General features: G+C 72.2%; 14 protein-coding genes. 8 read left to right on the top strand and 6 right to left on the bottom strand.

Translation table 11 applies throughout. The features are described 5' to 3' along the window. Positions 1–74 precede the first annotated feature (74 nt). Both ASF17_RS13445 and ASF17_RS13440 read left to right on the top strand, forming a co-directional pair. Positions 75–1,478, top strand: a complete 1,404-nt coding sequence (locus tag ASF17_RS13445; protein ID WP_055801074.1) for a polysaccharide biosynthesis tyrosine autokinase — start codon at positions 75–77, stop codon at positions 1,476–1,478. Positions 1,479–1,512: 34 nt separating this feature from the next. Further along, positions 1,513–2,130, top strand: a complete 618-nt coding sequence (locus ASF17_RS13440) for a phosphoribosylanthranilate isomerase (protein ID WP_055801071.1) — start codon at positions 1,513–1,515, stop codon at positions 2,128–2,130. Here the strand turns inward: ASF17_RS13440 and ASF17_RS13435 are convergent. Next, positions 2,127–4,316: an ATP-dependent Clp protease ATP-binding subunit gene (locus ASF17_RS13435; RefSeq protein ID WP_082475388.1), complete on the bottom strand. Its 2,190-nt coding sequence runs from the start codon at positions 4,314–4,316 to the stop codon at positions 2,127–2,129. The two genes, ASF17_RS13440 and ASF17_RS13435, sit on opposite strands and share 4 nt — an antisense overlap. Before the next feature lie 154 nt (positions 4,317–4,470). On the opposite strand from ASF17_RS13435, the gene ASF17_RS13430 reads away from it, so the two are divergent. The 4 genes from ASF17_RS13430 (at position 4,471) to ASF17_RS13415 (ending at position 12,904) form a co-directional block, all read left to right on the top strand. After that, positions 4,471–8,286 carry a hypothetical protein gene (locus tag ASF17_RS13430; protein WP_156357438.1) on the top strand — a complete coding sequence of 1,272 codons (3,816 nt, stop codon included), beginning with the start codon at positions 4,471–4,473 and terminating at the stop codon, positions 8,284–8,286. Positions 8,287–8,344: 58 nt separating this feature from the next. Next, entirely contained in the window at positions 8,345–8,770 is a 426-nt protein-coding gene (locus tag ASF17_RS13425; RefSeq protein ID WP_055801065.1) for a DUF3060 domain-containing protein, read from the top strand. Positions 8,771–8,931: 161 nt separating this feature from the next. Continuing rightward, positions 8,932–12,315, top strand: coding sequence for an Ig-like domain-containing protein (locus tag ASF17_RS13420; protein WP_055801060.1), 3,384 nt, complete (start codon positions 8,932–8,934; stop codon positions 12,313–12,315). Positions 12,316–12,442: 127 nt separating this feature from the next. After that, positions 12,443–12,904: a hypothetical protein gene (locus ASF17_RS13415; RefSeq protein ID WP_055801056.1), complete on the top strand. Its 462-nt coding sequence runs from the start codon at positions 12,443–12,445 to the stop codon at positions 12,902–12,904. A gap of 34 nt (positions 12,905–12,938) precedes the next feature. Here the strand turns inward: ASF17_RS13415 and ASF17_RS13410 are convergent, their stop codons facing one another. The 5 genes from ASF17_RS13410 to dnaK form a co-directional block, all read right to left on the bottom strand. Then, positions 12,939–14,105: a class I SAM-dependent methyltransferase gene (locus tag ASF17_RS13410; RefSeq protein WP_055801053.1), complete on the bottom strand. Its 1,167-nt coding sequence runs from the start codon at positions 14,103–14,105 to the stop codon at positions 12,939–12,941. A 29-nt stretch (positions 14,106–14,134) separates the two neighbouring features. Then, positions 14,135–14,578: a heat shock protein transcriptional repressor HspR gene (locus tag ASF17_RS13405; RefSeq protein WP_200913500.1), complete on the bottom strand. Its 444-nt coding sequence runs from the start codon at positions 14,576–14,578 to the stop codon at positions 14,135–14,137. 55 nt (positions 14,579–14,633) lie between these two features. Beyond that, entirely contained in the window at positions 14,634–15,641 is a 1,008-nt protein-coding gene (locus ASF17_RS13400) for a DnaJ C-terminal domain-containing protein (RefSeq protein WP_055801050.1), read from the bottom strand. Positions 15,642–15,761: 120 nt separating this feature from the next. Beyond that, entirely contained in the window at positions 15,762–16,460 is a 699-nt protein-coding gene (locus ASF17_RS13395; RefSeq protein WP_235476640.1) for a nucleotide exchange factor GrpE, read from the bottom strand. Positions 16,461–16,468: 8 nt separating this feature from the next. Further along, positions 16,469–18,349: a molecular chaperone DnaK gene (dnaK, locus tag ASF17_RS13390; RefSeq protein ID WP_055801049.1), complete on the bottom strand. Its 1,881-nt coding sequence runs from the start codon at positions 18,347–18,349 to the stop codon at positions 16,469–16,471. Positions 18,350–18,553: 204 nt separating this feature from the next. On the opposite strand from dnaK, the gene ASF17_RS13385 reads away from it, so the two are divergent. Together ASF17_RS13385 and ASF17_RS13375 are read left to right on the top strand one after the other, a co-directional pair. Continuing rightward, positions 18,554–19,921, top strand: coding sequence for an MFS transporter (locus ASF17_RS13385; protein WP_055801046.1), 1,368 nt, complete (start codon positions 18,554–18,556; stop codon positions 19,919–19,921). Between the two features lie 2,934 nt (positions 19,922–22,855). After that, positions 22,856–24,166, top strand: coding sequence for a GNAT family N-acetyltransferase (locus ASF17_RS13375; RefSeq protein ID WP_055801040.1), 1,311 nt, complete (start codon positions 22,856–22,858; stop codon positions 24,164–24,166). The last annotated feature ends 77 nt before the right edge of the window (positions 24,167–24,243 follow it).

Here is a 24,243-nt window from a genome sequence, read left to right as displayed (position 1 = left end):
ACGTCATACCCTTGTGACTGATCCTCACCTGTGTTTAGAATGCTACATATGTGTCGGCTAGCTCAGGGAGAACAGTGAACTCATCCACCATCGGCGACGTGGCGAAGAAGAACTGGCTCCTCCTGGTCGCCTCCCTCGTGCTCGGCGCCTTCGCCGGTGTCGGCCTCGCCGCACTCCAGCCGCCGCTCTACACGTCGTCCACGCAGGTCTACGTCTCGGTGGACCTGACCGTCACGCAGAGCGCCAACGACCTCCTGCAGGGCGGCAACGCCGCCGAGCAGCGCGTCCGGTCGTATCTCGACCTCGTGACGAAGTCGACCGTGCTCGAGCCGGTCGCCGAGCGTCTCGGGGTGACCCGCCGGTCCCTCGCCACCCAGGTGTCCGCCTCATCGCCCTCGCGGAGCGTGCTGATCGACATCACCGCGACGGACCCCGATCCGACGCGCGCACGTGACATCGCGAACGCCGTCCGCGAGCGCTTCCAGGAGGTCGTCGAGGACGAGATCGAGCGCCCCGCCGGCTCGGATGCCTCGTCGGTCACCCTGCTCGTCACCGAGCCCGCCGAGACCCCAGCCACCCGCTCATCGCCGTCACTGCGGACCAACGCCGTGATCGGCGGGCTCCTCGGCCTCCTCCTCGGCCTGGGGGCGTCCGCCACCCGCATGATCTTCGACACCCGCATCGACGGGGCCTCCGACATCGAGTCGTCGTTCTCGCCGCCCGTCGTCGGCTCGGTCCCGTTCGTCCGCGACGCCGCGGATCACCCTCTGATCGTGCAGCACGCCAATCGCGGTCGAGCAGCCGAGGCCTTCCGCACCCTGCGCGCCAACCTCCGGTTCCTCGACAACGGCGCGTCGAAGCGCGCCTTCGTCGTGAGCTCCGCTCAGCAGTCGGAGGGGAAGTCCACGACCGTGACCAACCTCGCCGTCGTCCTGGCCGAGACGGGAGCGCGCGTGGCCCTCGTCGACGGCGACCTGCGCCGCCCGCGCGTGGCCGACCTCATGGGGCTCGAGGGGGCGGTCGGTCTCACCGACGTCCTGATCGGCCGGTTCGAGCTCGATGACGTGCTGCAGCGGTGGGGCACGCACGGGCTCAGCGTCCTGCCCGCCGGCAGCGTCCCCCCGAACCCCAGCGAGCTGCTCGGATCGGCGCAGATGCAGCTGCTCGTCGAATCGCTGGCCTCGCGCTTCGACTACGTGCTGATCGACGCGCCTCCCGTCCTGCCGGTCGCGGACGCGACGCTCCTGGGCGCCATCACGAACGGCGTGCTGATGGTCGCCGCCGCCAAGAAGTCGAAGCGCGCCGAGCTCGCCGCCGCACTCCGGGCGTTCGACATCGCCGACGTCCGGTGCCTCGGCGTCGTCGTGACCATGACCCGGTCGAAGAGCACGACGGACGGCTACGGCTCGGGTTACTACCGCGAGGGCGTACACGACGACCAGCCGGCCGCGAGTCCGGCACCGCGCCTCCTCGCGTGAACCTCGCAGCGCCCGCCGCGGCAGACTGGTCGTCATGCGCACCTGGGTGAAGATCTGCGGACTCACGACCCCCGAGGCCGTCGACGCCTCCGTCGAGGCGGGCGCCGATGCGGTGGGCTTCGTCCTCGCCCCCGGCAGCCCGCGCACCGTCGATGCGCCGACCGCCCGGACCCTCGCGAGCCGCGTGCCGACGTCCGTCGAGACGGTGGGCGTCTTCCGCGGGCAGCCGATCGACGAGGTCCTCCGACTGGCCGCCCTCGCCGGCGTCGGCACCGTGCAGCTGCACGGCGACGAGACGGCTGCCGACGTGGCGACGGTGCGCGCGGCGGGATTCCGGGTGGTCCGGGCCGTCGGCGTGGACGCCTACGCCGACGAGACCGAGGAGGCGCGGCGCGCCTTCCGCGAGGACATCCTCCTGATCGACGCGGTCGCCCCCGGTGCCGGCGCCGCCTTCGACGCAGCGCCCCTGCTCGCCGCTCCACCGCACCGGGAGTGGATCCTGGCCGGGGGCCTCACCCCGGACACCGTCGCCGCCCGGATCGCCGAGCTCGGGCCGGCCGGCGTCGACGTCAGCTCGGGCGTCGAGTCGTCGCGCGGCGTCAAGGACCTCGGCCTCATCCGGGCCTTCGTCGCTGCGGCGCGAGCAGCCTAGGGCAGGTCGTCCAGAGTCTCGGCGTCGGGGTCGACGACGTCGAAGCGCACCACGGTGAGGCCGTCGCCGTCGGCCGCGACGTCGACGCGCACGGTGTCGCCGTCGACGATCTCGCCGCCGAGCAGGGCCATGGCGAGCTGGTCGTCGATCTGCCGCTGCATCAGTCGCCGCAGCGGACGGGCGCCGTAGATCGGGTCGTGCCCCCGCTCGGCGAGCCAGGCCCGGGCGTCGGGGGTGACGGCCAGCGACAGGCGCCGATCCGTGAGACGACGCCCGAGACGGTCGACGTAGAGGGACACGATCTGCCCCAGGTCGTCGGGCGTCAGCGTCGAGAACACCACGATGTCGTCGAGACGGTTGACGAACTCCGGCTTGAAGGCCTGTCGCACGAGGCCCTGCACGAGCTCCTCCTTCTCGGGGTCGCTGAGGGTCGGGTCGGTGATGACCTGAGAGCCGAGGTTCGAGGTCAGCACGAGGATCGTGTTGCGGAAGTCGACCGTGCGCCCCTGCCCGTCGGTGAGGCGGCCGTCGTCGAGGACCTGCAGCAGCACGTCGAACACCTCGGGGTGCGCCTTCTCGACCTCGTCCATCAGCACGACGCTGTAGGGACGGCGACGGACCGCCTCGGTCAGCTGCCCGCCGGCCTCGTAGCCGACGTACCCGGGAGGCGCGCCCACAAGACGGGACACGCTGTGCTTCTCGCCGTACTCGCTCATGTCGATGCGGACGAGCGCCTTCTCGTCGTCGAACAGGAAGTCGGCGAGCGCCTTGGCGAGCTCGGTCTTGCCGACGCCGGTCGGCCCGAGGAACAGGAACGAGCCCGTCGGGCGGTCGGGGTCGCTGATGCCGGCCCGAGTGCGGCGGACGGCCTCGCTCACCGCCGCGACGGCCGCCCGCTGACCGATGATGCGCCTCCCGAGCTCGCTCTCGAGGTGCAGCAGCTTCTCGGTCTCGCCGCTCAGCAGTCGACCGACGGGGATGCCCGTCCAGGCCGCGACGACCTCGGCGATGTCGGCGTCGGTGACGGAGTCGCTGACCAGACGGTCGCCGGACTTCTCGAACGACTCGGCGTCCGACAGGCGCTTCTCGATGTCGGGGATGCGCTCGTAGCTGATGCGGGCGGCGTCCTCGTAGCGTCCCTCGCGGAGCGCGCGGTCGGCGTCGATGCGAGCCTCGTTGAGGTCGCTGCGGAGCGTCCCGACGCCCTGCAGGGCCGCCTTCTCGGCCAGCCATCGGGCGTTCAGGTCGTCGTAGGCGGCCTGCTGCTGCTCGATCTGCTCACGCAGCGTGGCGAGCCGGGCCCTCGCGGCGTCGTCGGTCTCCTTCTTCAGCGCGAGCTCCTCGATCTGGAGGCGCACCAGGCCCCGATAGAGCTGATCGAGCTCGACCGGAGACGAGTCGATCTCCATCTTGAGTCGCGAGCCCGCCTCGTCGACGAGGTCGATGGCCTTGTCGGGCAGCTGACGACTCGGGATGTAGCGATTCGAGAGGGATGCGGCCGCCACGAGCGCGCCGTCGGTGATCGTGACCCCGTGGTGGGCCTCGTAACGCTCTTTCAGCCCCCGCAGGATGGCGACCGTGTCCTCGACGCTGGGCTCGCCGACGTAGACCTGCTGGAACCGGCGCTCGAGAGCGGCGTCCTTCTCGATGTACTGGCGGTACTCGTCGAGCGTGGTGGCCCCGATCAGACGGAGCTCGCCGCGCGCGAGCATGGGCTTCAGCATGTTCGACGCGGCCACGGAGCCCTCGCCGCCGCCCGCGCCCATGAGGGTGTGCAGCTCGTCGATGAAGGTGATGACCTGGCCGTCGCTCTTGGTGATCTCCTTCAGGACGTCCTTCAGGCGCTCCTCGAACTCGCCACGGTACTTGGCACCGGCGACGAGAGCCGCGAGGTCGAGGCTGATCAGACGCTTGTCTTTGAGGCTGTCGGCGACGTCGCCCGCGACGATGCGCTGGGCGAGCCCCTCGACGACGGCCGTCTTGCCGACGCCCGGCTCGCCGATGAGCACGGGGTTGTTCTTCGTGCGGCGGGTCAGCACCTGGCTGATGCGGCGGATCTCGGAGTCGCGACCGATGACGGGGTCGAGCTTGCCGCTGCGGGCGATCGCGGTGAGGTCGACACCGTACTTCTCGAGAGCGGACTTCTGCTTCTGGTCGGAGGCCGGAGCACCCTGCATGTTGGCCATGGAACAGCCTTTCTCGAAAACTTGAGTGGGACAGACTCAAGTTTACGCGCGGATGCCCGAAACACAAGCGGTCCTCTGTTTGGAATTACAGATGTTTTAAGTAAGCATGTCATCTGCTGCGCCGCGTCCGACGGCGCCTCACGAAAGCGATCACATGAGAAGAACCATCCGGAGACTGCTGACCGGCGGGGTCGTCGCAGCACTCCTCGCCGGGGCCGCCGCGCCTCCTGCGACCGCAGCACCATCACCCGCACAGATGACGCCCTCGGCGGCCTTCTCGGCACCACTGGTCTTCCGCGAGTCGGCATCGAGCTTCGTCGCCTACACCGCCGGCCCCAACCAGGGGAGCAGATACCGCCAGTGGTTCCGCGCCACGAGGCATGCGACCGTCGACGCCGCCCGAGCCGTGGCCACGACGGCGACGCTCCCCGGGCCGGGCGATCAGCCCGCACCCATCCGGCTCGCGAACGGACGATGCCTGGGGGCGCTCTTCGCGGGCAGCGGCACCAACACGCTCCAAGCGCATGCGGAGGACTGCTCCAGCCCCACCTTCCAGACGAACTGGTCCGTGTCGAGTCGCGGCCTCGTCACCGAGCGCGGACTCGATCAGGCGCTGGGTCACACGCAGTCCGCGGATCCGGGATTCTGGCCCAACTCCGGCCTCCGCCCCGCCCTCGGCGCGGGCCTGCCGCTGGTCGACGCGCGCTTCGATGTGACGCCGCTGACGGCGACCGTCTCGCGGATCGACCACATCGCCCGTTCCGTGGTCATCACCGGTGCGGCGACTCCGCAGGCGACGGTCCGGGTCGGCACGCAGACCACGCCGGTCGGCGCGGCCGGGACCTGGACGATGACGGTCGGCGGCCTCAGCATCGGCGCGAACAGCATCCGCGTCGAGCAGCTCCGGTCGAACGCGGTCGTCGACTCCGTGACCCTCCGGCCGACCATCATCGACGGGGGCACGATCGTGCCGGCGCCGACCTCGCGAGTCGAACTCGTTCGAGGCGCCGACACCGAGGTCCCCTTCATCGTCTCGAACCGGGCCGCGCGCGCGAGCATGACCGGCGTCGTCGAGCTGACGGCCCCCGAGGGCACGACGTTCGCTCCCGGGCAGACGCGCATCGCGGCCGGGGTCAACCGGGCGGGCGAGGGGTCGGCCTGGACGCCCGTGTCCCGTCTCGATCTGACGAACGGCCGCCTCGGCGACGGTGGCCGAACGATGACCTTCGATCTCTCGAGCGGCTCCGGGGCCCTGGCCGCGGGCGAGTACTACCGGTACGGGCTGTCCGTCTCGACCCCCGCCTCCTCGGCTCCCCGTGAGTCGAGCATGGGCTACGTCTACCGCGGCGACAGCTCGGCCGGCGACTACCGGGCCGCCGGCAGCACCGCGACGACCGTCGTCGGGGCCGCGGACATCGACACGAGCATCGGCGCGACCACGCCGGGCGGCACCACCGACTGGGGACGCAGCGACGTCCGGGCGACCGAGGTGCAGGGGGCGATGACGCTGACCGCACCCGAGGGCGCCCGCTTCGCCGACGCCGAGGCCCGACGCGCCTCCGACGACACGGCCCGCGACGACTACCGCGTCGACTACTCGACCGATCGACGCACGGTCACGCTCGATGGGCCGACCGACGGCTCCGCGGTCTGGGGCTCCGCACACCAGCACGCCGCGTTCCGCCTGACCCTCGACGCCGACTCCGAGCCCGGGGCCGTGCTGACGGGCGGCGAGGTCGTCGTCAGCGGCGCGGGAGGCGCGACGCTGGCCGAGGGCGCGTTCCAGGTCGCCGTCGACGAGGCCGTGCCCACCCTCACCGCCGAGATCGCCCTCGTCGACGAGGTCACGAGGCCGGCCGCCATCGGCGGACTCGGCGACGACGGGGGCACGGTGACCGTCCGCGAGGGCGACGTCGTGCTCGGCGAGGCGCGGGTCGTCGACGGCCGCTGGTCGCTCGAGATCCCCGTCTCGATCGGACCGGGACGGCACACGCTGACCGCCACGCAGACGGTCGACGGCCGTCCGTTCGGCAGCGTCCAGGCCGAGCTCGACCTCGGCGCGGCCGTCGACGTCGTCGCACCGGCGAACGGCAAGATCGTGCCCGGGCGGACCACCGTCCGGGGCACGGGGGCGCCGCGGGCCGAGGTCACCGTCACGGCGGCCGACGAGACGGTCGAGACGACCGTGACGGCGGACGGCACCTGGGAGGCGCGGGTCGAGATCCGCCCCGGACACACCGCCGTCCCCGTGACCGCGTCGCAGCACGCCCGCGGCGACATCGTCACCGCCGACACGGCCCAGGTCGTGCCGGACTCCCCCCAGGAGCTCCGCGACGTGGTCATCACCGAGCCGTCGTCGCACTTCTACACGCCGCTCGCCGACACCAGGGTCGAGGGGACGGCCACGCCGTACTCGACCGTCGAGATCCGCGCCCAGTGGGGCTTCACGATCGCCACGGTCGAGGCCGACGTCGACGGCCGATGGGCCTTCGACCGCGCCTTCGGACCCTCCGCCCGCTACGAGCTGACGGCCACCCAGACGCTCGTCGACGGTCGGCGCTCGGCCTCGCCCGTCTTCGAGCTGTACGCCGACGGATCGTTCGTGCCCGTCGTCGTGACCAGTCACGACGACGGCGGCACCTACGTCCCCGGCAGCGTGACCTTCACCGGTCGAGCGACCCAGGGCGCGTACATCGAGGCGCGCAACCAGTACGACCGTCTGCTGTTCTCGACCCGCGCCTCCCAGGTGGCCGGCGCCTGGACCGCCACGACCGGGCTCGGACCCGTCGCGTCGTACGACATCACGATCACCCAGAAGGCGCCCGACGGCACGACGGGGCAGACCAGGCTGGCCCTGTCGCCCGAGCTGACGTTCGCCGACCTGACCGTCACGAGTCACACCGACGGGCAGACGTACCGGCCGGGGACCGTCGTCTTCAGGGGCGAGGGCACCCCGACCGGCCGGGTCGTCGCGACGAACCAGTTCGGCGCGTCCGTCGGAGAGACGACGATCGGAGCGGACGGCACCTGGTCGTTCGACCGCGAGCTCGGACCCGACGCGGACTACGAGCTGCTGTTCACGCAGACGTTCCGCCAGTCGCAGGACTCGGTCGCGCTCGGTCTGCGGGCCCCCGTCTGGCAGCCGCTCGCGATGACGAGCCCGTCGATCGGCGACCGCTACACGCCGGGTGAGCCGACGGAGTTCACCGGGACGGCCACGCCGTACTCGACGATCACCGCGACCACGGCCCTCGGCACCCCGCTCTTCACCGTCGAGACCGGCGGCGACGGCGTCTGGCGGAACACCCGGGTCTACGGCCCCGACAACGTGTACCGCATCGACGTCGCCCAGGAGGCGCGCAACGGTCGGACCGACGCGCTCGAGACCTTCGTCTGGGGCCCCGACCTGCCCTGGCGGCCGCTGACGGTCACCAGCCACGCGGACGGCGAGACGTACCGCCCCGGCGAGCTGGTGCTGAGCGGGACGGGGACGCCGGGGGCGGTCGTCGAGATCACGAACCAGTGGGACACCCTGATCGGGCGGCCCACGGTCGAGTCCGACGGCACCTGGGCCCTCCGCCGGTCGTTCGGACCGACGGCGGACTACGTGCTCCGTCTCGTTATGACCAGAGACGGGCAGGAGGACGAGATCGAGCGGTTCGAGCTGCGCGCCCCCGTCTGGACCGAGATCGAGCTCGACCGCCCCGAGCCGGGCGAGGGCTACATCGAGGGCCTGAACTACACGATGACGGGCCGCGCGACGCCGTTCGCGACGATCCGGGCCACGACGGCCCTCGGCGGACAGCTCTTCGAGACGACCGCCGACCGCGACGGTCGCTGGTCGCACACCCGCCGTTACGGGCCGACCCACGTCTACGTCATCGATCTGACGCAGGAGAGCCTCAGCGGCCGGACCGGGACCCACCCCCGATTCGAGTTCGCGCCCGACGACGGGACGGAGGCACCGTGACACCCACGACCGCCCGGCAGCGGCAAGCCACCCACACGACGGAGAGAGCGAGACGACCATGACGAGACGCCTCAGCCGCACCCTGGGCACCCTCGCGGTGCTCACGGCAGCGCTGACGACGACGGGCTGCACGCCCGGCGACGACGACGCCACCAGCGCCCCGCCGGCGCCCCCCGAGACCGTCGAGGTCACCGAGACGGTCTACGGCGAGTGCGTCGACGGCGTCGCGACCATCGTCGCCGACGACCTCGACGGGCCGTTCGACCTCGGAGACTGCGCCTCCGTGAGCATCGTGGGAGTCGACGGGAGCATCACGCTCGGCGAGGTCGAGCAGCTCGTGCTCGAAGGGGACCGCAACACCGTCGTCGTGGCCGACGTGGGGCGCGTCGCCTTCGGCGGGAACGGCAACACCGTCGAGCACGGAGGCGACGAGCCCGAGGTCGTCGACGAGGGAGACGACAACACGGTGACCCCGACCGGCTGAGCCCGCGGTCGTCGGAGCCGTCCGTCCTCCCCCGGAGGGGCATCGCGTCGCGATGCCCCTCCGGCATGTCACCGGTGTCGCTTATTCGGACAACATGTGTCATTAATGAGAGTCGTGATCGTTCACCTCGACCGATCGGCGACCAGAAAGACGGATCTCAGATGACACGACTCCCTCTCGCGGGGAGCGCCCTGGCGCTCTCCGCCCTCCTCGTCGGCGGGGTGATGACACCGCCGGCGACCGCGGCGTCACCCGCGCCGAACCCCTTCTCGACCCCGCTCGCGTTCCGGACCGCGGAGGGCGGCTACGTCGCCTACCGCGAGAGTCCGGAGCCCGACGACGACGGCCGGTACTCGTTCCGCGCCACCCGGCACGCCGCCCTCGGCGACGCCCTCACCACGGCGACCCGCGTCGCCCTGCCCGAACCCGGCGAGGCGCCCGCGGCCGTCGGCCTCCCGACGGGAGACGCCTGCCTCGCCGTCGTGCCGACCGACGGCGCACCCACGCTCGTCGCGGCACCCGGGGCGTGCGACGACCCCGCCGCCCTCTGGGCCGTGACCCGAGACGGACTGGTCCGCACCGCCGGCGACACGACCTCCGGTCTCGGCGGCGTCCAGGCCGCCGACCCCACGGTCTGGCCGAACACCGGCCTCCGACCCGCCGTGACCGGCACGGCGTCACCGCTCGCCGACCGCCGCTTCGACCGACGGCCGCTCGACGGCCGGGTCGCGCAGGTGAACGACATCGCCCGCACGGCGGTCATCACCGGCACCGCGACGCCCTACGCGACGATCCGCGTCGGCGGGGTCAGCACGACGGCTCGCGACGACGGCACGTTCCGCCTCACCGCCACGCGTCTCAGCGCGGGGCCCAACAGCCTGCGCCTCGAGCAGCTCGTCGCCGGCGAGGTCTCCGACGGCGTGACCCTCGACGCCGAGGTGGTCGACGGCGGTCGCATCCTCCCGGTGCCCGGCGCGACCGTCGACCTCACCCGCGGCGGCGACACCTCGGTCGGGTTCGGCGTCACGTCGACCGACGCCTTCGACCGCCTCGAGGGCATCGCCGAGATCACCGCGCCCGCGGGGACCCGCCTCGCCTCGGGGCAGCGCACCCTGGCCGGCGAGCGCCGCGCCGACGACGGGACGTGGGTCGCCGACACGAGGCTCGACCTCGTCGACGGGACGATCGCGGCCGACGGACGCCGCGCCTCCTTCGATCTGCACTGGCCCGACGCCGGCGAGCCGCTGCCGGACGGCACCGACGTCCGGTGGTCCGTGGTGCTCAGCACTCCGGCGTCCGCCGGTGCGGCGAGCGGCTCGCTCGGCTTCGGGATCTCGGGGACGGGCACGCCGTCCGACTTCCGAGCCGTCGGTGCGACGACGACCACCATCACCGTGCCGCCCCGCGAGGTCACGGCCACGGTCACCCTCCCCGAGGAGCGCGACCGTCGAGCCGTCGTGTCGGGCACGGGCCACGAGGGTGCGCGCATCGACGTGAGCTCGGGCGGAGCCCCCGTCGGGACGACCGAGGTCGTCGACGAGGCGTGGTCGCTCGAGATCGATCCGGCCATCGGACCGGGTCGCCACGTGCTCGAGGTCGAGCAGTCCATCGACGGCGCCCCCTCCGGCAGCACGAGCACGGAGATCGATCTCGGCCCGGGCGTCGACGTCGTGTCCCCCGCGACCGGCCAGGTCGTGCCCGGTCTCACGACCGTGTCGGGCACCGGGGCGACCGGGGCCGAGGTCAGCGTCGAGGCGGGCGACCGCACCGGGACCGCGATCGTCGTCGACGGCTCCTGGTCGGTCGACGTCGAGCTCGTTCCGTCGCACGACGAGACCGTCGTCGAGGTCACGCAGCACGCCCGTGGCGACGTCCGGTCGAGCGACCGGGTCCGCGTGGTCGCCGACGCCCTGCAGGACATCGCGCCGGTCGAGGTGACCGGGCCCGCCGACGGCTGGTACCGCGGCGGTGAGACGACGACGCTGACGGGCACGGCGACCCCGTACGCCCGGGTCGTCGTGCGGAACCAGTGGGGCAACGAGGCCGGACGCGCGGTGGCCGACGCGGCCGGCGCCTGGTCGTTCGACCGGTCGTGGGGTCCGACCGCGGCCTACCGGCTGATCGCGACGCAGACGCTCGTCGACGGCCGGACGGGTCGGTCGGTGGAGTTCACGCTCCTGCCCCTCGGCTCGTTCCGCTCGCTCGAGGTCACGAGCCACTCCCCCGTCGACGGCTACGTGCCCGGGTCCACGACGTTCACGGGGCGCGCCACGCCGGGCGCCTGGGTGACGGCGACGAACCAGTGGGACCGACGGCTGTTCTCGACCCGCGCCTCGCAGACCACGGGCGAGTGGAGCGCCTCGGCCGAGCTGGGACCGGTCGCCGACTACGACGTGAGCATCGCGCAGACGGCGCCCGACGGCCAGCCCGATCAGGTGCGCCTGCGGCTGACGCCGATCATCGGCTGGATGCCGGCGACCGTGACGAGTCACGTCGACGGGGGCGAGTACGTGCCCGGCCCGGTCACGCTGGGCGGCGCCGGGACCCCTCGCGCGACGATCTCGGTGACGAACCAGTGGGGCGGGTCGATGGGCCGGACGACGGTCGGATCCGACGGCCGCTGGTCGATCCGGCGCGACATGGGCCCCCGGGCCGACTACGCGCTGACCGTCGAGCAGACCCGCGGCTCGGACTCCAACACGATCAGGCTCGTGCTGAAGGCACCCGCCTGGCAGCCGCTGGAGCTGCTGAGCCCCGAGGTCGGCGAGCGCTACACCCCGGGTGAGCGGACCGAGTTCAGAGGGCGGGCGACCCCGTACTCGAGCGTGACGGTGACGACGGATCTCGGGGCGGAGCTGTTCACCGCCGCCGTCGCCGCCGACGGCACGTGGTCGCACACCCGCGCCTACGGGCCGGTGCGCACCTACACGCTGAGCATCGCGCAGGCCGCGACGACCGATCAGGCCGACGCGCTGCGGTTCGTCTGGGCACCCGACATCGCCATGCGACCCGTCGCGGTCACGAGCCACGTCGACGGCGAGACCTACCGCCCCGGTCCGGTCGTCCTGACCGGCACCGGCACCCCCGGCGCGAACATCCGGGTGACGAATCAGTGGGACGTCCCCCTGGGCACGGCCGAGGTCGACGCCGACGGCGGGTGGAGCATCCGCCGCGAGCTCGGACCGCGGAGCGACTACGCGCTCACGGTGCGACAGGAGCGCGGCGGCGAGGTGAACGAGACATCCGTGACCCTCCTCGCCCCCGTCTGGCAGCGCGTCGTGATCGAGTCGCCGGAACCCGGCGAGGGGTACGACCGCGAGGTCGACGCGACGTTCACCGGGCGGGCGACGCCGTTCGCGACGGTCGAGGTGACGGCGGCCTCCGGGGCCCCCATCGCCCAGGCGACGGCCGACCGCGAGGGCGCCTGGTCGTTCAGCCGCCGATTCGGGCCGGAGCACGTCTACACGCTCATCGTCACGCAGAGAGCCGCCGGGCACGCCGACGATGCGCTCGAGCCGTTCCGGTTCGGGCCCGCCGCGGACTGATCCGACGCAGAACCGCGCCCTCCCACCCCTCGGGGTCGGGAGGGCGCGGCGCATCCGCGTCCGAATGGATCGGCGACGGGACGGGCCCGTCGAGCATCGTCACGGGACCGGGGCGCAGACTGGGCCGATGCTCGACGTCACCCTCGCCCGACGCCTCCACGACGCCGGTCTGCGCTGGCATCCCGCCACCGGCGACCGCTTCGTCATCGACCGGGGCGAGTTCGTCGGCGACGTCTTCACGATCAGCGAGATGACCATCGAGGCGCACGAGTACCCGACGGGCACGGTGCTGGGGTTCAACGGCACGACGGAATGGGCGCTCGATTCGGTCGCCGCCGACCAGTCGCTCTGGCTGCCTCGCGAGGATCAGCTGCGGGCGCTGCTCGCACGGTCGTTCCGCTCGCTGAGCCGGGTCCCGGTCGCGGCGGACGCGGGCCCTGGCGCGGACGCCGACCCGGATGCCGACGGGGTCGAGTACGAGGTCCGCGTGGCGACCCCCACGGGCGAGCGGGTGCATCGAGCCGCGGACCCCGAGGACGCCTACGCGCACGCCCTCCTCGCGTACATCGACGCGTCGCTGACGCTCTGACGGGCATCGACCCGCCACCGCGGGGGCGGAGCGATCAGCCCCGGCGGCGGGTCGACACCGTGACCGTGAACTTGGGTGTCCGAACGACCTGGCGGGTGGGCCCCACCATGCGTTCGAGCGCCGCCCGGTAGGCGAGGTGCGAGTTCCACACGCACCACAGCTCGCCCCCCGGAGCGAGGATGCGCGCGGCGGCGTCGAACAGTTTGTGCGCGATGCCGGCGTGCACGGTCGCCCCGACGTGGAACGGCGGATTGAGCAGCACCACGTCGGCCGACCCGTCGGGCAGCGAGGCTCCCGCATCGTCGCGCCGCACCTCCACCCGGTCGCCCAGGCCGTTGGCGGCGGCCGTCGCCGACGCGGACGAGACGGCGGCCCACGACTGATCGGTGGCGACGACCCGCCAGTCGGGCCGGGCCCGCGCCCAGGCGGTCGCGAGAACGCCCGTGCCGCAGCCCAGGTCGACCGCGAGACCGCCGTCGGCCGACCACGACGGAGGCGTCGAGTCGTCGTCGGCCGACGGTCCCCGCCGGAACGGCCCGTCGTCCAGCGCCGCGAGCAGCGCGCGGGTGCCGATGTCGATGGAGGCGCCGGCGAACGCGGCCCCGTGGGCGACCACGAGCAGGTCGCCGTGGCGCTCGGTGCGAGGCCAGACGGAGGCGTCCGCTCGGATCGGCCCCGACGCCGTGACGACGCGCGACTTCTGCCGGGCCAGCCCGGCGCGCACCTCGGCGAAGTGGCGACCGAGCACGTCGTTCATCGCCGTGCTCATGTGCTTCACGCGGCCGCCGGCGAACACCACGACCTCGGGGTGCGCGTGCCGGGCGACGAGGGCCGCGATCTCGTCGAGGGCGTCGAGCCCGCGCGGCAGCTGCAGCACGACGACGCGGGCCCCCTCGACGAGCGTCGCGTCGAGGGGGTGCGAGACCACGACCGCCGGGGAGCCGAGGCGCGCGGTGTTGGCCTCGAGAGCGAGCTCGCCCGACCGGGAGTCCTGGTGCGACCGGATCGGATGCGGGCCGACGAGCTCGGCGACGCCCAGCGCGAGGGCCCCGTAGCGGTCGCCGACGACGGCGACCCGATCGGGGTGGCCGACCAGCGCCTCCTCGGCGGTGTCGAGCAGCAGACGATCGGTGGCGTCGTGGGCGACCAGGTCGGGGGCCTCGACGTCGGGCCATCGGCGGAGCCGGTCGAAGTCGATCACCCCGCCACGGTACCGGTGTCGGGGCGGTCTCAGCGCAGCGGGCGCCAGACGACGAGCGAGGTCTGCCGGGCCGGCCGGGTGCCGTGGCGCAGCGGGACGACGCCGCTCTCGCCGGCGGCGAACACCCGGCTGCCGGGGCGGTTGACGAGCTCGTCGGCCAGGGCCCGCTCGAGCTCGCGCACCCGCGAGTTGAGCGCCGTCACCTGGTTCTCGAGTTCGAGGATGCGACGGATGCCCTCGAGCGAGACGCCCTCGCCGCCGAGCCGCGCGATCTCGCGGAGCTGCACGACGTCGCGCATCGAGTACCGACGCGACTTGCCCGCCGTGCGCTGCGGCACGACCAGCCCGAGCCGGTCGTACTGCCGCAGCGTCTGCGCGTGCATGCCGGCCAGCTCGGCGGCCGTGGCGATCGCGAAGATCGGCGACGTCTCGTCCAGGGGCCAGCTCGTCGCGGGATCCGTCGGGTCGTTCATCGTCACCTCCGGTTCGTCGAGCGGGATCGTGGGTCGGTCGGATGGGGCCGGGCGGTCAGGCCCGGGCTCTGGCGATCAGGTCGTCGCGCGGGTTCTCGGACGGCAGCGCCGCCGCGAGCGCCTCGACGGCCTCACGGGCCTTGTCGTTCAAGTGCGCCGGGACGGCCACCTGGACGGTCGCGAGCAGATCGCCCGTGCCCGCCTTGGTCGGCACGCCGCGACCCTTGACGCGCAGCACGCGACCGCTCGGCGTCCCGGGCGCGACGCGGAGTCGGACGGGCTCGCCACCGAGGGTGGGCACCTCGATCGTGGCACCGAGAGCGGCCTCGGCGAACGTGACGGGCACGTCGACGCGGAGGTTCGGCCCGTCGAGCTCGAACACCGGGTGCTTGCGGACGGCGATCGTGAGCACGAGGTCGCCCGCCTCGCCGCCGTCGGGGCTCGGCTCGCCGCGGCCGCGCAGACGGATCTTCTGCCCGTCGTGCACCCCCGCGGGGATCCGGACCTTCATCGGCTTGCCGTTCGACGCCTGCAGCGAGATGGTCTCGCCGACGATGGCGGTCTGGAAGTCGAGCGTCGTCGTGGCCGTCATGTCGCGGCCCTTCTGCGGACCGCCGAAGCCCCGGTAGCCGCCGCTGGTCTGACCGAAGCCGCCGCCGCCACCGCCGAACATGCCGCTGAAGATGTCGTCGAAGCCGCCGCCACCGCCGGACTGCCGGTACTGCGTGCGCTGACCGCCGCCCTGACCGAACATGTTGCCGAAGACGTCCTCGAAGCCGCCGCCACCGCCTCCGGGGCCGCCGCTGCCCGCGGTGAAGCGCGCACCGCCGCCCATGGCCCGCACCTGGTCGTACTCTTTGCGCAGCTCGGGATCGGAGAGCACCGAGTGCGCCTCGCTGACCTCCTTGAACTTCGCCTCGCTGGCTGCGTCGCCCGGGTTGGAGTCGGGGTGGTACTTGCGAGCGAGCTTGCGGTACACCTTCTTCAACTCGGCGGGGGTGACGTCTTTGGAGACACCGAGGACGGCGTAGAAGTCCTTGTCGAACCAGTCCTGACTCGCCATGCGGCACCTCCTTCCATGAATTCAGGCCACCCGTCGACGGGGGCCGGGGAGAATGGGGGAGGCGGTGGGCGCCTCCTCGAGGCGCCCACCGCCGGTCGCGACTCGCGTCGCGGGGTGGTTCTACTGCGGTGCGTGCACCGCGACCTTGGCGGCCCGGATGACCCGGTCGCCGATCTTGTAGCCGGGCTCGATCACGTCGGCGACCGTGTTCACGGTCACGTCGGGGCTCGGCAACTGCACGAGGGCGTCGTGCATGGTCGGGTCGAAGACGTCGCCCTTCGCGCCGATCTGCACGAGCCCGAACTTGTCGAGACCCCCGCGGATCTTCTGCGCGATGACGGTCATCGGGCCCTCGGCGAGGTCGCCGTGCTGCTCGGCGCGGACGAGGTCGTCGAGCGCGGGGAGGAGCGACCGGACGACCTCGGCGACGACGGCCTCGCGGTTCGCCTCGCGGTCGCGCTCGACGCGACGTCGGAAGTTCACCAGCTCGGCCTGAGCGCGCAGCATGTCCTGTCGCATGTCGGCGACGAGATCGCGGCTCGCCTCGTCGAGGATCGCCTCGTCTTCGGCGCTCATCTCGGCCGCCGCCTCGGCGGCGCCTGCGGGCGCCTCGGCGTCGCTCGGGACCTCGACGTCGGGCGCCTCGGCGGACGGGAGGTCGTCGACCCCGTCGACCGCCGCGGTGCCGCCGTCCTCCGACGGCACGTCGGCGCTCGACTCGGACCGGACCTCGCCGGTCTCGGGGTCGAGGCGACGCTTGTCGCGCACGACCGGCTCGGGCTGATCGTCGTTCTCGGGACGGTTCTGCTCGTCAGTCATGCGGACCTCTACTTCTTGTCGTTGTCGTCGTCGTCCACGACCTCGGCGTCGACGATGTCCTCGTCGTCGCCGTCGGCCGGGGCGTCGGTCGCCGCACCGTCGGCGCCGGCCGCACCCGCGGCGCCGGCCTGGTCGGCCTGACCCTGCGAGTAGATGGCCTGGCCGAGCTTCGACTGGCTCTCGTTGAGCTTGTCGAAGGCGGGCTTGATCGCGGACTCGTCGTCACCGGCGAGGGCCGACTTCAGCGCGTCGACGTCGCCCTGGACCTCGGACTTGACGTCCTCGGGCAGCTTGTCGTCGTTGTCCTTGATCAGCTTCTCGATCGAGTAGACGAGCTGCTCGGCGTTGTTGCGGGTCTCGTTGGCCTCGCGACGCGCCTTGTCTTCGGCGGCGTGCTCCTCCGCCTCGCGGACCATGCGCTCGATGTCGTCCTTCGACAGCGACGAGCCGCCGGAGATGACCATCGACTGCTCGGTGCCGGTGCCCTTGTCTTTCGCCGACACGTGCACGATGCCGTTGGCGTCGATGTCGAACGTGACCTCGATCTGGGGCACGCCGCGCGGGGCGGGGGCGATGCCGGTCAGCTCGAAGGTGCCGAGGTTCTTGTTGTCGCGGGTGAACTCGCGCTCGCCCTGGAACACCTGGATCGCGACGGACGGCTGGTTGTCGTCGGCCGTCGTGAAGGTCTCGCTGCGCTTGGTCGGGATGGCCGTGTTGCGCTCGATGAGCTTGGTCATCGCACCGCCCTTGGTCTCGATGCCGAGGCTCAGGGGGGTGACGTCGATCAGCAGGACGTCCTTGCGCTCGCCCTTCAGCACGCCGGCCTGGAGGGCGGCGCCGACGGCGACGACCTCGTCCGGGTTGACGCCCTTGTTGGGCTCGCGACCGCCGGTCAGCTGCTTGACGACCTCGGTGACCGCGGGCATGCGGGTCGATCCGCCGACGAGCACGACGTGCGAGATGTCGCCGACCTTGACGCCGGCCTCTTGGATCACGTCGTTGAAGGGCTTCTTGGTGCGGTCGAGCAGGTCGCTCGTCCACTGCTCGAACTGCGAGCGCGAGATCGTCTCGTCGAGGTTGAGCGGGCCGTCGGCCGTCAGCGTGAGGTAGGGCAGCTGGATGCTGGTCGAGGTGCTCGACGACAGCTCCTTCTTGGCCTGCTCGGCGGCCTCCTTGAGGCGCTGCTTCGCGATCTTGTCGGTCGAGAGGTCGACGCCGTTGTTGTCCTTGAACTTCTTGATCAGGTGCTCGACGATGCGGTTGTCCCAGTCGTCGCCGCCGAGGCGGTTGTCGCCCGAGGTGCTGCGCACCTGGATCGTCGAGAAGTCGTCGTCTTTGCCCACTTCGAGCAGCGAGACGTCGAAGGTGCCGCCACCGAGGTCGAAGACCAGGATGAGCTCGTCCTCCTTGCCCTTGTCGAGGCCGTAGGCGAGGGCCGCGGCGGTGGGCTCGTTGATGATGCGGAGCACGTTCAGACCGGCGATCTCGCCGGCCTCCTTCGTGGCCTGACGCTCGGAGTCGTTGAAGTACGCGGGCACGGTCACGACCGCGTCGGTGACCTCTTCGCCGAGGTACTGCTCGGCGTCGCGCTTCAGCTTCGCGAGGATGCGCGCGCTGATCTCCTGAGGGGTGTACTTCTTGTCGTCGATCTCGACCTTCCAGTCGGTGCCGACGTGACGCTTGACCGACGCGATGGTGCGGTCGACGTTGGTGACGGCCTGGCGCTTGGCGGTCTCGCCGACCAGCACCTCGCCGTCCTTCGTGAAGGCGACCACCGAGGGGGTGGTGCGGAGGCCCTCGGCGTTCGCGATGACGGTGGGCTCGCCGCCCTCGAGGACGCTGACGACCGAGTTGGTGGTTCCGAGGTCGATTCCTACTGCACGTGCCATGTGCTGTTTCTCCTTCGTGGTGCGCTGTTGCGGAAAGTCGTGGGGCCGGCCTTGAGTCGGCCAGGCTCAACTTTACTCACGACGTCGCCGAGGTCAAGCTGTGAACCTGAAAGTTGAGCCAGAAAGACTCAAGTCTCGAACTGGGGTCGACCCCTCAGGAGGCGCGGGTCGAGCAGGACACCCCCGGCCACTAGGTTGACCCCCATGACCGCAGCGCAGACGCTCGCCGACACCACCCCGATCCCGCGACGACGGGTCGTCTCGTGGGCGCTGTGGGACTGGGGCTCGGCCGCGTTCAACGCGGTCGTCACGTCGTTCGTCTTCAGCACCTATCTCGCGAGCGGCGCGTTCGTCGACCCCGCCGTCGTCACGGCGGGCGGAGACGCGCTGGTGGCGGCCAAGGCGGACAACGCGACCGTCATCTCGACGGCCCTGACGATCGCCGGGCTCCTCATCGCGCTGCTCGCGCCCGTGCTCGGCCAGCGCAGCGACGGCTCCGGTCGCCGCAGGCTGTGGCTCGCGATCAACACCGGCCTCGTGGTGCTCGCGATGGCCGCCATGGTCTTCGTCGCCCCCGCGCCCGGCTACCTCGTGTTCGGCGCCGCCCTGCTGGCCGTCGGCAACATCTTCTTCGAGTTCGCCAGCGTCAGCTACAACGCCATGCTCGTGCAGGTGTCGACCCCGAAGACCATCGGCAAGGTGTCGGGCTTCGGCTGGGGACTCGGCTACGTCGGCGGCATCGTGCTGCTCCTGCTGCTGCTCGTGGCCTTCCTGCAGAGCTTCGGCGTCGAGGGGCGAGGAGGCCTGCTGGCCGTCCCGACCGGGACCGAGGGAGGCGCGTGGGACGTCCGCTGGGCCATCGTCGTCTCCGCCGCCTGGTTCGCCGTGTTCGCGGTGCCGGTGCTGCTCGCCGTGCCCGAGCTGCCCGCCACCGCCGCACGCGCCCGGGTAGGGCTGTGGCGTTCGTACCGCCTCCTCGGCTCCACGATCGCGAAGCTGTGGCGCACGAACCGGCAGGTGCTGATGTTCCTGCTGGCCAGCGCGGTGTTCCGCGACGGCCTGGCCGCCGTGTTCACCTTCGGGGCGATCATCGCGGCCCAGGTGTTCGGCTTCACGCCGAGCATGGTCATCTACTTCGCGGTCGGCGCGAACCTCGTCGCCGGCATCGGCACCTTCGTCGGGGGCTGGCTCGACGACCGGCTGGGGGCGAAGACGATCATCGTCGGATCGCTCGTCGGCCTCGTCGTCGCCGCCTTCGCCGTGCTCGCCATCGGCACCTCGACGAACCTGTTCTGGGTCTTCGGGCTCGCGCTCGCCCTGTTCGTCGGGCCGATCCAGTCGGCGAGCCGGTCGTTCCTCGCCCGGGTCACGCCGCCCGGGCGCGAGGGCGAGATCTTCGGGCTCTACGCGACGACGGGGCGGGCGGTCAGCTTCCTCGCGCCGGGGCTCTTCACGCTGTTCGTCACGGCGACGAACGACACGCGCTACGGCATCATCGGCATCGCGCTCGTGCTGCTCGCCGGCCTGATGCTGATGCTCCCGGTGAAGGGCGTCCAGCGGTCCATCGACTGAGCCATGGTCTCGGTGGGTGCCACTCGAATGTAATATACGAGTCGGCCGTCCCGATCGGTCTTCCCTGCACCTCATCCGAGAGAAGACATGAAGAAGATCACCACCGGGCTGGCCGTCGCCGGCCTCGCCGCACTCACCCTGGGCACGGCCTCGCCCGTCGCCGCCGAGCCGGGCGGGGTGGCCACGACCACGACCGAGTCGTCCTCCCCCGCGTCGCCGGCCGCCGACTCGGCGGCGGACTCCACGCCCCGCATCGCATTCATCGAGCACACCAGCGGCGACCAGCTGACGGTCGCCGGCCTGGCCCCGGGCGCGTCACTGGCGGGCATCCGCGTCCACGGGGGCGCCAGCCACGGCACCAGCGTGTGGGACGACCGCTTCGCGACGCTCCTCGACGCCGCCGATCTGGGCAAGACGGCCACGCTGGTCTCGTACGCCCCCGGGGGCCGGATCGAGGTCGACTTCGTCATCGAGCCCCAGTACGCCGAGGGCGAGGGCGAGCCGCCCGCGACGCCCGTCGTCCACGCCGTCAGCCAGTACGACGACGACCACGTCGTGATCGAGGGCACGGTCGCGCACCGGCCCGGTCTGTTCTCGAAGACCGAGGTATGGGCCGCCCGATCGGGCATGTCGTGGGACTTCCCGTCCGAGAACGGCTCGTTCTCGCTCAAGGTGCCCGCCTCGCGCGCCGGCGAGATGATCGACGTCACGGCCTACTACCGGGGCCAGGCGAGCGAGACGACCCGGGTCGAGCTCGTGCCCACCGAGACGAACACCGCCTCGGACGTCCACCCGCTCGAGGTCGAGTCGCCCACGGCGGGCGACGTGCTCGTGGCCCCCGAGGCGACCTTCGCCGGGACGGGCATCCCGAACTCGCAGATCGTCGTGACCCGCGACGAGAAGACGAACCGCACCTCCTCGACGCTGTGCGAGACCCGCGTCACGTCGCTGGGCGACTGGAGCTGCACGTCGCCGAGCCTGCCTGCCGGGAGCTACGACACCGTTGTCACCGAGACGCCGACCTGGGCCACGGCCCCGAAGCAGACCGCGGGAGCGGCGTTCTCCGTCGCCGACACCGCGCCCGATCCCGGCGCCTCGAACACCGGCGGCCCCGCGACCCCGATCCTGTCGTCGGTGACCGAGGATGCCGACGGCAGCCTGACCGTCCGTGCCATCGTCACCGGGGCCGGTCAGGCCCGGATCGACGTGGGCGACCACAGCGAGACGCTGACCCGCGGGCAGCACGGCCGGTTCCCGTTCGTGCTCGACGGCTCGCTGGCCGGGCGTACCGCGACCATCACGGGCGTGTCCCGCGACGGCGACGGCCCGTCCACCGAGATCGATCTCACCCCGAGTGAGGCTCCCGCCGGGTCGCCGCTCGCGGCCCCGCAGGTGCACGGCGTGACGCAGCCCCTCGGCGACTCCTTCTACATCCAGGGCACCACGTCGTACTTCGACGACGAGTACTTCGTGCCGTCGGTCATCGCCCAGGTGGACGGCGAGTTCGTGAGTGCGACGCAGGCCACCTGGAACGGTGCGTACATCGTCCGAGTCCCGGTCGACTACGCCGGGCAGGACATCGACCTGATCACCGTCCGCAACGCCGAGACGTCGGAGGCCACCACGATCGCCCTCGAGACCACAGAGCAGAACACGGCCGCCGAGACGTTCCCCCTCGAGGTCACCTCGCCCGCCGAGGGCGAGAGCATCGCCCCCGACACCGCATCCGTGGCCGGCCAGGGGATCCCGGGCTCGACCATCTCGATCGAGTCGTCGGCCGCCGCCGACGACTCGCCGCTCACGACGAGCGTGCTCGGGGACGGCAGCTGGAGCGTGCCCCTCACGGCGCCCCTGACCATCGGCGATCACGACATGACGGTCACCGAGACGCCGTACTGGCGGGGCGTGCCCGCCGTCGTGTCGGCCCGGTCGTTCACGGTCGCCGACAGCCCCGAAGGCGGCGACGGCTCCGAAGGCGGTGAGGCCGACGAGCGCGCGGTCACGGTCACCGCACCGGTCGACGGCAGCACCTTCGCCGCCGGCAGCGTCGTCACCTTCACCGGCACCGGCACCCCGGACGCCGACATCGCCGTGCACCTCGGCTACGGCCTCGCCCCCGTCACCGGCGAAGCCAACGCCGCCGGCGACTGGACCGTCTCACGCTGGCTCGGTAACGCGCCCTACACGGCGACCGTGACCCAGTCGAAGGACGGCCGACAGATCGGCGGAGCACACACCGGACCGACCATCACCCCCGCCACCACCGCCCCGATCGTCGTCACCGCACCGGCCGCCGACAGCACCTTCGCCGCCGGCAGCGTCGTCACCTTCACCGGCACCGGCACCCCGGACGCCGACATCGCCGTGCACCTCGGCTACGGCCTCGCACCCCCTCTCTGCTCCGGTGGGCTGCTGGTTGACGACCAGCACGCGGTCGTCGGTGACGTGCACCTCGTCGTCCGCCCNACGGCCGACAGATCGGCGGAGCACACACCGGACCGACCATCACCCCCGCCACCACCGCCCCGATCGTCGTCACCGCACCGGCCGCCGACAGCACCTTCACCGCCGGCAGCGTCGTCACCTTCACCGGCACCGCCACCCCGGACGCCGACATCGCCGTGCACCTCGGCTACGGCCTCGCACCCGTCACCGGCACCGCGAACGCCTCGGGTGTCTGGACGGTGTCGCGCTGGCTCGGCAACGCGCCCTACACCGCGACCGTCGTGCAGTCGAAAGACGGCAAGCAGATCGGCGCCGCCCACACCGGACCTCGCATCACCCCCGCGAGCTGACCCGGACACGCCGCCGAGGACCGACCCCGACCGGTCCGAGACGCACCGAGCCCCGGGGCGAGCGACCCGCTCGCCCCGGGGCTCCGTCGTCCCCCCTCCGGACGATGACGCCGTCGGGGGTCCGCCCTAGGCTGACGACGTGAGCGACTTCGACGACGACTACGACATCCGCACCTTCGCGGCCGCCCTCTCCCCCGAGTCCACGGACGACCGGCCGCGGGCTGACGACGAGACGGCGGCGTGGATCCGCGCCGAGGCCCTGGGCTTCCACGAGGCCGCCCCCGACGACGACGCGGTCGGTCGCACGGCCCGGCGACTCGTCGCCGACGGTCGCGTCGAGACCGGCGTGCACCCGCGCGACCCGCGCGAGGGCGCACTCGACGGCGACGGGCTGCCGGTGGCGACCTTCGAGTCGTTCGTCGAGTCGCTGAACGTCGGCGGGGGCCGGCTGATCGACGCCCATCTGATCTCGGGCGTCACGGTGCAGCCCACCCATCGTCGCCGCGGCATCCTGCGACGCATGATGACCGACGATCTCGCACGCGCGAAGTCCGCGGGGCTGGCGGTCGCCGCGTTGACGGCCAGCGAGGGCTCCATCTACCGCCGGTTCGGCTTCGGGGTGGGCGTGCGCGAACGCACGATCGAGGTCGACCCGCGCCGCGCCTCCGGCCTGCTCGGCGACCCCGAGGGCGGTGTCGAGCTCGTGTCGCGCGATGCGCTGATCGGTCTCGCCCCCGAGGTCTTCGCGCGCTTCCACGCCCGCACGCCCGGCTCGATCGACCGGCACGAGGGCGCCTGGAACCGCCTGCTCGGCCGCGAACGACCCGACGGCACGCCCGACCCCGCCGTGCGCGGCGCCGTCCACCGCGACTCCGCCGGCACGATCGACGGCTACGTCGCGTACCGGCTCGAGGGCGAGAACGAGACGCACACGCTCGTGGTGCTCGACCTCGTGGCCGCCACCGACGACGCCTATTTGGGGCTCTGGCAGCTGCTGCTGTCGGTCGACCTCGTGACCGGCGTCCGGTTCGCCGGCGCCTCGCAGAGCGATCCGATCGGGCACGCGCTGGTGAACGGCCGCGCCCTGCGGGTGACGCACGACGAGGACCACGTGTGGTTCCGCATCCTCGACACCGTCGCGGCGCTGCAGGCGCGACCGTGGGCCGCCGACGGCGTCGTCACGATCGCGGTCGGTGACTCTCTCGGGCACGCCGCCGGCACGTTCCGCGTGACGAGCGAGGGCGGCAGCGCGACGGTCAAGCGCGCCGCCGTGCGCCGGGCCGACATCGAGCTCGACGTGGCGACGCTCGGCTCGCTCTGGCTCGGCGGCGTCGACCCGGTCACGCTCGCCGCGGCCGGTCTCGTGCGCGAGCGCCGCAAGGGCGCGGTGCAGACGGTGCGGGCCATGATCGCCGCCGACCGGCCGGTGCACAGCATCACGCACTTCTAGCCGCGGCGCGGGGACGACGAGCAGACGCAGGAGGCGCGGGTCGGGTGACCCGCGCCTCCTGCGCTCCGGGATGGGGC

It is taken from the genome of Frigoribacterium sp. Leaf263, assembly GCF_001422285.1.
GTDB lineage: Bacteria > Actinomycetota > Actinomycetes > Actinomycetales > Microbacteriaceae > Frigoribacterium.
This window is presented reverse-complemented; position numbering and strand designations above follow the sequence as displayed.

Excerpts from the sequence above, each read along its gene's own strand:
- ASF17_RS13440 (WP_055801071.1), top strand. The coding sequence starts at position 1,513 with ATGCGCACCTGGGTGAAGATCTGCGGACTCACGACCCCCGAGGCCGTC.
- ASF17_RS13435 (WP_082475388.1), bottom strand. The coding sequence starts at position 4,316 with ATGGCCAACATGCAGGGTGCTCCGGCCTCCGACCAGAAGCAGAAGTCC.
- ASF17_RS13430 (WP_156357438.1), top strand. The coding sequence starts at position 4,471 with ATGAGAAGAACCATCCGGAGACTGCTGACCGGCGGGGTCGTCGCAGCA.
- ASF17_RS13425 (WP_055801065.1), top strand. The coding sequence starts at position 8,345 with ATGACGAGACGCCTCAGCCGCACCCTGGGCACCCTCGCGGTGCTCACG.
- ASF17_RS13420 (WP_055801060.1), top strand. The coding sequence starts at position 8,932 with ATGACACGACTCCCTCTCGCGGGGAGCGCCCTGGCGCTCTCCGCCCTC.
- ASF17_RS13415 (WP_055801056.1), top strand. The coding sequence starts at position 12,443 with ATGCTCGACGTCACCCTCGCCCGACGCCTCCACGACGCCGGTCTGCGC.
- ASF17_RS13405 (WP_200913500.1), bottom strand. The coding sequence starts at position 14,578 with ATGAACGACCCGACGGATCCCGCGACGAGCTGGCCCCTGGACGAGACG.
- ASF17_RS13400 (WP_055801050.1), bottom strand. The coding sequence starts at position 15,641 with ATGGCGAGTCAGGACTGGTTCGACAAGGACTTCTACGCCGTCCTCGGT.
- ASF17_RS13395 (WP_235476640.1), bottom strand. The coding sequence starts at position 16,460 with ATGACTGACGAGCAGAACCGTCCCGAGAACGACGATCAGCCCGAGCCG.
- dnaK (WP_055801049.1), bottom strand. The coding sequence starts at position 18,349 with ATGGCACGTGCAGTAGGAATCGACCTCGGAACCACCAACTCGGTCGTC.
- ASF17_RS13385 (WP_055801046.1), top strand. The coding sequence starts at position 18,554 with ATGACCGCAGCGCAGACGCTCGCCGACACCACCCCGATCCCGCGACGA.